At 71.5% G+C, this 6,975-nt stretch carries 6 protein-coding genes; all 6 read right to left on the bottom strand.

The features are described 5' to 3' along the window. Window positions 1-883: insulinase family protein (locus E5198_RS13515; protein ID WP_178084074.1), on the bottom strand; the 883-nt coding region annotated here is incomplete at its 3' end. A gap of 177 nt (window positions 884-1,060) precedes the next feature. After that, complete coding sequence (locus E5198_RS13510; protein ID WP_136490519.1) at window positions 1,061-1,765, bottom strand: OmpA family protein; 705 nt, start codon at window positions 1,763-1,765, stop codon at window positions 1,061-1,063. Between the two features lie 95 nt (window positions 1,766-1,860). Beyond that, the gene (locus E5198_RS13505; protein WP_136490518.1) at window positions 1,861-2,502 is read right to left on the bottom strand and encodes an MBL fold metallo-hydrolase; all 642 of its coding nucleotides are present in this window, start codon (window positions 2,500-2,502) and stop codon (window positions 1,861-1,863) included. A gap of 169 nt (window positions 2,503-2,671) precedes the next feature. Further along, window positions 2,672-4,531 (bottom strand): DUF4105 domain-containing protein, encoded by a 1,860-nt coding sequence (locus tag E5198_RS13500; RefSeq protein ID WP_136490517.1) that lies wholly within the window; start codon window positions 4,529-4,531, stop codon window positions 2,672-2,674. A gap of 84 nt (window positions 4,532-4,615) precedes the next feature. Further along, the gene (locus tag E5198_RS13495; RefSeq protein ID WP_136490516.1) at window positions 4,616-5,104 is read right to left on the bottom strand and encodes a DUF3015 domain-containing protein; all 489 of its coding nucleotides are present in this window, start codon (window positions 5,102-5,104) and stop codon (window positions 4,616-4,618) included. Between the two features lie 121 nt (window positions 5,105-5,225). After that, on the bottom strand, window positions 5,226-6,815 hold the full coding sequence (locus E5198_RS13490) for a DUF1302 domain-containing protein (protein WP_372239885.1): 1,590 nt from the start codon (window positions 6,813-6,815) through the stop codon (window positions 5,226-5,228). Window positions 6,816-6,975 lie beyond the last annotated feature (160 nt).

Genomic DNA, 6,975 nt, shown 5'->3' with positions numbered 1-6,975 from the left:
CGCGCGCGCGCAGCTCGGCCAGCAGGCCGCCGGCCGCCGGCTGCCCGGCGGCCTCGCGCAGCAGGGCGAGCAGGCCATCCTGCCGCTGCGCTTCCAGCGCCAGCGGCAGCCACAGACTCAGCCGCCGCAGCGCCTGCGGCTGTTCCAACAGCAGTTCGAGCGCCCCCTGCCCGGCCGGCCACAGCGACGGCCAGGGCTCCTCCCGCACCGGCTCCCCGTCCGGCAGCACGGCGAGCAGCTCGCGGGCCAGGCGCTCCAGCTCGTCGAGCGGCTGCGGCCCGCCGAGCAGCAGGCGCAGTCCGCGACCGCGGTAGTGGCGGGCATGCCAGGTGCGCAGCGCGGCGAGGAAGCGGGGATCGTCGGTGTCCAGGCTGTCGCGGTTGCCGGCCTGGAAGCGCGCCAGCGGATGCGCGGGTTCCAGCAGCGCGGCCAGGGCGCCGTGCAGCTGGCTGTCGGGGTCGGCGCAGCGCGCCCGGTATTCGGCCTCCAGCACCTCGCGCTCGGCGCGCAGGCGCTCGGCGTCCAGCAGCGGCCTGGCCAGCAGGTCGGCCAGCCGGCCCAGCCCCGGCGCCAGCTGGTGCGCCGGCAGTTCCAGGTAGTAGAGGGTCTGCAGTCCCAGGGTGCGTGCGTTGTAGCGGCCGCCGTGGCCGTGCACGTAGTCGGCGAAGGCGCCGACCGCGGGGTGGCCGGCGCTGCCGAGGAACAGCGCATGTTCGAGGAAGTGCGCCAGCCCCGGCCAGTCCGGCGGCTCGTGGCAGCTGCCGGCCGCCACGCTGGCCGCCAGCGCCACGCGACGGGCCTGCGGCTCGTGGTAGAGGGCGACCGTCACGCCGTTGTCCAGCCGCAGGGTGCGCCGCGGCAGTCGGGGGTATTCGCAGTCCATGGGCCTTGGCCTGTCGGCAGGGATGGCTTGCAGCATCGCCCCGCGCCAGCCGGCCGACAACCCTGCGCAAGTCCTAGGCCCTTGCGACCAAAGTAGCGGACACGAAAAAGGCGCTGCATCACTGCAGCGCCTTTCCGCCCGCGCGCCGGCGCGCCGGCGCGGGGCCGGTGCGCAGACTTACTGCTGGTAGCCGCCCTGGGTGCCCTGGGCGCCCGGCAGCGGACGCAGGTTCACCTCGACGCGGCGGTTCTGCTGGCGGCCGGACTCGCTGGCGTTGCTGGCCACCGGCTGGTCCGGGCCGGCGCCGCGGGTGGTCACCCGGCTCGGATCGACGCCCTGGGAGATCAGGTAGTTGGCCACGCTCTGCGCGCGACGCTGCGACAGGCCCATGTTGTACTGGTAGCCGCCGGTGTTGTCGGTGTGGCCGACGATCTCGATGCTGTTCTGGTTGAACTGCTTGAACGAGCTGGCCAGGTTGTTCAGCGGGGAGTAGAAACCGCTGGAGATGTCCGCCGAATCGGTGGCGAAGGTGATGTTGCCTGGCATGATCAGCTGGATGTTGTCGCCCTGGCGCTGCACTTCGACGCCGGTGCCCTGCATCTGCTGGCGCAGCTGCTCTTCCTGCTTGTCGGCGTAGTAGCCGTAGCCCGCGCCGCTGGCGCCACCGATGGCAGCACCGATCAGCGCGCCCTTGCCGCGGTCGTCGTGGCTGATCAGCGCGCCGGCAGCGGCGCCGGCCAGGGCGCCCAGGCCGCCGTACTTGGCGGTCTTGCTCATGCCGGTGTCCGCGCCAGCCGGCTGCTGCTGGTAGGGGTTCTGCGCACAACCGCTCAGCACGGCCAGGGCGGCAGCGGACAGGATCAGACGACTCGACAGTTTCATGGATGGCTCTCCTTACGATGACTCGGGCCCGCCAGCGGCGGGCAGATGACCCTTAGAGGCCGGCGCCGGCGATAAATTCCCGACGACCGGCATCCTCAGGCGCGGATGAACGGATTCTCGCGCATTTCCTCACCCAGCGTAGTCTGCGGGCCATGGCCCGTGATCACGGTCGCCTCCTCGTCGAGGGTGTACAGGCGCTGGCGGATCGAGCGCTCGATGGTGGCGTAGTCGCCGCCCCACAGGTCGGTGCGGCCGATGCCGCGGCGGAACAGGGTGTCGCCGGCGATCAGCAGCTTGGCGTCGGCGAACCAGAAGCTCATCGAGCCCGGCGTGTGCCCCGGGGTGTGCAGCGCCACGCCGCAGCCGCAGGCCAGCTCCTCGTCGTCCTGCAGGTACTGGTCCGGCGCCGGCACCGGGGTGTAGGGCACGCCGAACATGCGGCACTGCAGCTCCAGGCTGTCCCACAGGAAACGGTCGTCCTCATGCAGGTGCAGGGTGGCGCCGGTGCGCTCCTTCATCTGCCCGGCAGCGAGGAAGTGATCGAGGTGGGCGTGGGTGTGCACGATGCTGACCAGCTTGAGACCGTGCCTGTCCAGGCGCGCCATGATCAGCTCGGGATCGCCGCCCGGATCGACGACGATGGCCTTCTTCGTCACGGGATCGCCGATGATGGTGCAGTTGCACTGCAGGGGGCCGACGGGGAAGGTTTCGCGGATCAGGGCGGGCTGGGCGGTCATGAGGCGGAAGCTCCGAAAGGGGGTCTGCGCGATCCGCCTATGGTAGCGCACAACGGCCCGGCCCCGTCGCGGGGCGGGCCACCGCTGCCGGAGCCTCGCATGAGTGCCTTGCGGGCCCGGTCAGTCCACTGTTGGCGCGGGCAATGGGCTGCATGCGTCGGCCTGGCCGTCAGTAGTAGTACCAGCGCAGCTGTACCTGCACCTCGCTCTGCGGCGCGGCGCGCTGGCCGAACTGGCGCTCGGCGGACAGGCGCAGGCCGAGGTTGTGGCCGAGCTCGATCTGCTGCTCGAGCGCCAGGCTGCGGCGCACCTCGCCGTTGTGGAAATAGTCGCCGCGCGCTTCGAGCAGCAGGTTGCCGGCGCGATTGCGCCACAGCAGGCCGCCGTCGAAGCCGGCGGCCGGGCTGAGCCAGGCGGCGAAGTCGCGATTGTGCTCGACGCGCGCCGTGGCCAGGGCGAAGGCCAGCAGCCCGTCGCCCAGTTGCCAGGTGAAGCCGCCGCCGCCACTGAGGTGGCCGACCAGGCGCTGGTCGTCGTCCACGCCGGGTACCCGCTCCAGGCCGCCGGCGATCTGCCAGGACCACGGCTGGAGCAACTGGGTGCGCGGGGTCAGGGAACGGATGCCGGCAAGGTCGAGCTGCTGCAGCTGCCAGTGGTTGCCCTCGTACTGGCGCAGCTTGAGCTGGGCGATCTCGATCTGCGCACCGAGCGGAAAGCCGTACAGGTTGTCGGTGAGGTCGTGGTAGGCCATGCGCAGGCCGTATTCGGCGTAGGCGCGCTCGTCGCGGCTGCCGACGGCGAACTGCAGGGTGCGCGAGTCGTGGCCGTCCTCGGGCAGGCCGGGCCGCGCGATGTCCAGGCGCGGCGGCGGATTGTGGTTGATCGCCTGCAGCAGGCGGTAGCTGCGCGCGGCGCTGTCCGGATCGCGTTCGGCTCCGGCCACCTGGTAGCGCACCAGGCGGTAGGCGCCGTCCTGGATCAGCGCGCGGCGCTCTTCCGGCAGGGCCTGGTAGTCGGCCGCCTGCAGTTGCCCGCTGTCCGCCGCCAGCTGCTGCACCCACAGCTGCTCGGCCGGCGCCAGCGGCGTGGCGCGGGCCAGCAGCTCGCGCTCGCGGGAGGGGCGGTAGTCGATGCGCTCGACCAGCTCGGCGCGCTTGACCGCGCGCACGGTGTCGGCGGGGATCGCGGTGAGCGGGAACTGGGCGGTCAGGCGCAGCCCCGGACGTGCGATTTCCAGCAGCTCGAGGAGGCGGTAGGAGCAGTTCTCGTCGAAGAAGAAGTAGTCGAACTGGATCTGCCTGAGTTCCCAGACGTGCTCGAGCATGCGCCCGGTCTCCTCGGGCGTCAGGTTGAGGCGGTACTCCCACAGGTCGCGGTTTTCCAGGCGGCTGTATTCGCCGATCTTCTCGCGATAGGGCAGCAGGGCGAACAGTCCCGGGTAACCGCCCATCAGGCCCTTCCAGGCGTACAGGATGCTGTTGTCCATGCCCTCGATGGTGGCGCCGAAGTTCAGCGCGTAGCTGAGCAGCGCGGTGCCGTTGGCCTCGCTGCCGGGCGGGTCGATGCGCAACAGGGTATGGCCGAACATCGACGACGGGCTGTTCAGATAGGCGGCCGGAAACACCAGCACGCTGGAATGCGGGTCGATGTCGGCGTACCAGGCGCGATACTCCGGGCAATCCACCACCGGCAGGTCGGTGAGCGCCAGCCGCTCGCGCAGCCAGCGGGTGCGCGCCGGGTAGACGCACAGCGGATGGCGGTCGCCCAGCGCCGGATCGCGATACAGCGCCTCCAGCGTGGCGCCCAGTTCGGCGGCCGGCTCGGTGGCCCCCGAGGCGGCGAGAAAGAATTCGTCGTCGTCGACGTAGCTGCGCCAGCCGCCGAGCTTGCCGCTCTCGTAGTGGCCGAGGGCGAGCCAGTAGGGATCGCCGGCCAGGGCCGCGAGGCGGACGGAATCGATCTGCGGGGCGGCCTGCGCGGCGGCGGCGCAGGCGACGGACAGCAACAGCGGGAACAGGCGTCGCGGCATGGACAGTCAACGGCGGGAGAATGCGGAGGTGCCCGCCAGCGCGGGCACCCGGGGGAAAGGGGCAGCCAGAGGCCGCCCGCGGGCTCAGGCCTTCCCGGCGTACTGGGCCAGACGCTCGTCGCGCTTGAGCACGGCCAGGGTGGCGGCATGCACCTGCTCGGCGGTCACGTTGGCGGAGGTGAAGATTTCCGCGAAGTGCTCGTGGGTCACCGCGGCGAAGTGGGCACGGTCCTCGGGCTTGACCCCGAGCACCACGGCATAGGTGGTCAGGGCTTCGCCCTCGCCCTTGGCCATGTCCTCGGACAGCTCGGTCATGATGCCGCTCAGCACCAGCATCGACTTGCCGTCGTAGGTCAGGGTGCCCTTGGTGGAGCAGCCGTTGGTACCGGAGGTCATGCCGAAGGTGGCGTTGCCCGAGGTGCCGTTGGTGGTCGAGGCGACCAGATGCGACGGCAGGCCCTTCTGGCCCTCGAACAGCATGTTGCCCCAGCCGCAACCCGGACCGCCCGGAGCTTCGGCAAAGGCGTTGAGGGAGGCGACGGCGAACAGTGAGCCCAGCAGAATCCGTTTCATGATTTGTCTCTTCTTCACGTGAATGAGCGGGCCGGCATATCCGCGCCGGCCTTCCGTGAGCTTTTTGCAATAAGCCGGTCATGTCAAGGCGGATGCCCGGCACAACGTGCGGCATTTCGCTTCAGAAGCGCAGCCCCAGTTCGAGATCGAGCCGGTCGCGGTCGGCCAGGGTGCCGTAGCGGCCGCCGAGGTAGTCGGTCCAGCTCAGGCCGGCGCGCCAGCTGTCGCGGTAGTCGGCCTCGACGCCCAAGGTCAGCGCCTGGCGCCCCGCGACGAACACCGCCTCGGGCGCCGGCGAATGGCCGTCGACGTCGTGGGCCCAGGCCAGGCGCGGCGCGAGGTCGAGGCCGGCCAGCGCGCGCGGGTACTCCCAGCGCGCCTGCAGGCGGTAGCCCCAGGCGTCGCGCGTGGTGAAGCCGGCGTCCTCGCAGTAGCGCGTGGTCGCGCCGGCCGGCAGCGCGCAGCCGGCGGCCTGCGGGCCGGGGCCGAACAGCGGGTCGCGGCCGTGGCGCCCGTCCAGACTGTCGACGTGGATCCAGGCCAGCTCGCCGAGCAGGGTCAGCCGGCTGGCGCCCAGCACGCCGTCGAAGGTGTGCTCCAGGCTGCTCTGCAGCTGGCTGACCGCCGTGCGGCGCCAGGCCGGCTGTGTGCCGCCGGCAGCCAGGCCGTCGCCGATGGACGGCTGCAGCGGGGCGTCGGGGCGGTGACTGAATTCGCCGCGCCAGACGCTGCCGGCGGCCAGGGTGGTGGCGAAGCTGAGGCCGTACAGACGGATGTCCTCCGGCCAGGCGAGGAAGTAGCCGTCCCCCGTCAGCCCGGCCAGCGGCAGGCGGCTGTGGTACTCGAGCAGATAGGCGGCGAACTCGGTGGCCAGCGGTGCGTGCTGGTAGCGCAGGGCCAGGCCGTACTGGCCGCCGGCGCCGGGTTCGCGGTCGGCGCCGCGTGGCAGCGGCGCGCCCAGCGGGCGGGCCAGGGCGGTGCAGCCGTCGGCCAGGTAGTCGGCCTGGGCGAGAAAGCTGGCGCAGTCGTCCGGGGTGCTCGGCCGCCATTCCAGCGGGTAGAAGGCCTCGACGCTCAGCGCCTCGCCCAGCGCCTGCACGCCGTGCAGCAGGTTGACCGGCAGGCGGCCCTCGGCGAGCGGCGCGTCTGCACGGCGCCAGATCGCCGCGTCGAAGGGGTTGATGACGTCGATGCCGCCGGGGATCAGCACGCCCTCGCCCCAGTGCAGCACCTGGCGGCCGAGACGCAGGCGGCCGGGCTGGCCGGCGATCGCGTGGCGGTGCCAGACGAAGGCCTCCAGCCATTCGGCGCCGGCGGCCTGCGCACCGCGCGCGCCCCCGGCAGCGTCGGCCTCGGCGAACGGCCGCGCCTCGTCCATCAGCTCGAAGTCGTACCAGTAGCGCGCGCTGACGAACGCCCCGGCATTGCCGGACTTCAGCTCCAGGCCGTGCCAGCCGGCGAGGCGCTTGCTGAAGGTCTCGCCGCGCTTGAAGTTGAGCCGGCCGTCGTCGCCGCTGGCCGCCGGCGCGCGGCCGCCGTTGGCGGCGCCGATCAGGTCGCGATCGGCATCCGCGCTGGCCCAGCACGCGCTCAGCGTCAGTTCGAAGTCGAGCTGTCCCTCCAGCCCTCCGACATTGAAGGGCAGCGCCTGCGCCGGCCCGGCCAGCGCGGCTGCCAGCGCGGCGGCCAGCCGCTTCCCGTTCGTCGACAACCACGCCACACCCTCTCTCCTCTGCCATTTCGCTGCGCGGGCATTATCCGACAAACGTGGCCTGTACCGGCTGCTCGCGCCCGTCGGGAGGTTTGCAGTTCGTCGCGCAGGGTGTAGATTCGCTTTTTGTGCACCGCAACAACAAAACCAACAGCGAGGA

Source organism: Pseudomonas sp. A-1, from assembly GCF_004801855.1.
Taxonomy (GTDB): Bacteria; Pseudomonadota; Gammaproteobacteria; order Pseudomonadales; family Pseudomonadaceae; genus Geopseudomonas.
Note: the sequence above shows the minus strand (reverse complement) of the source record. Positions and strands in the feature narration are given on the sequence as shown.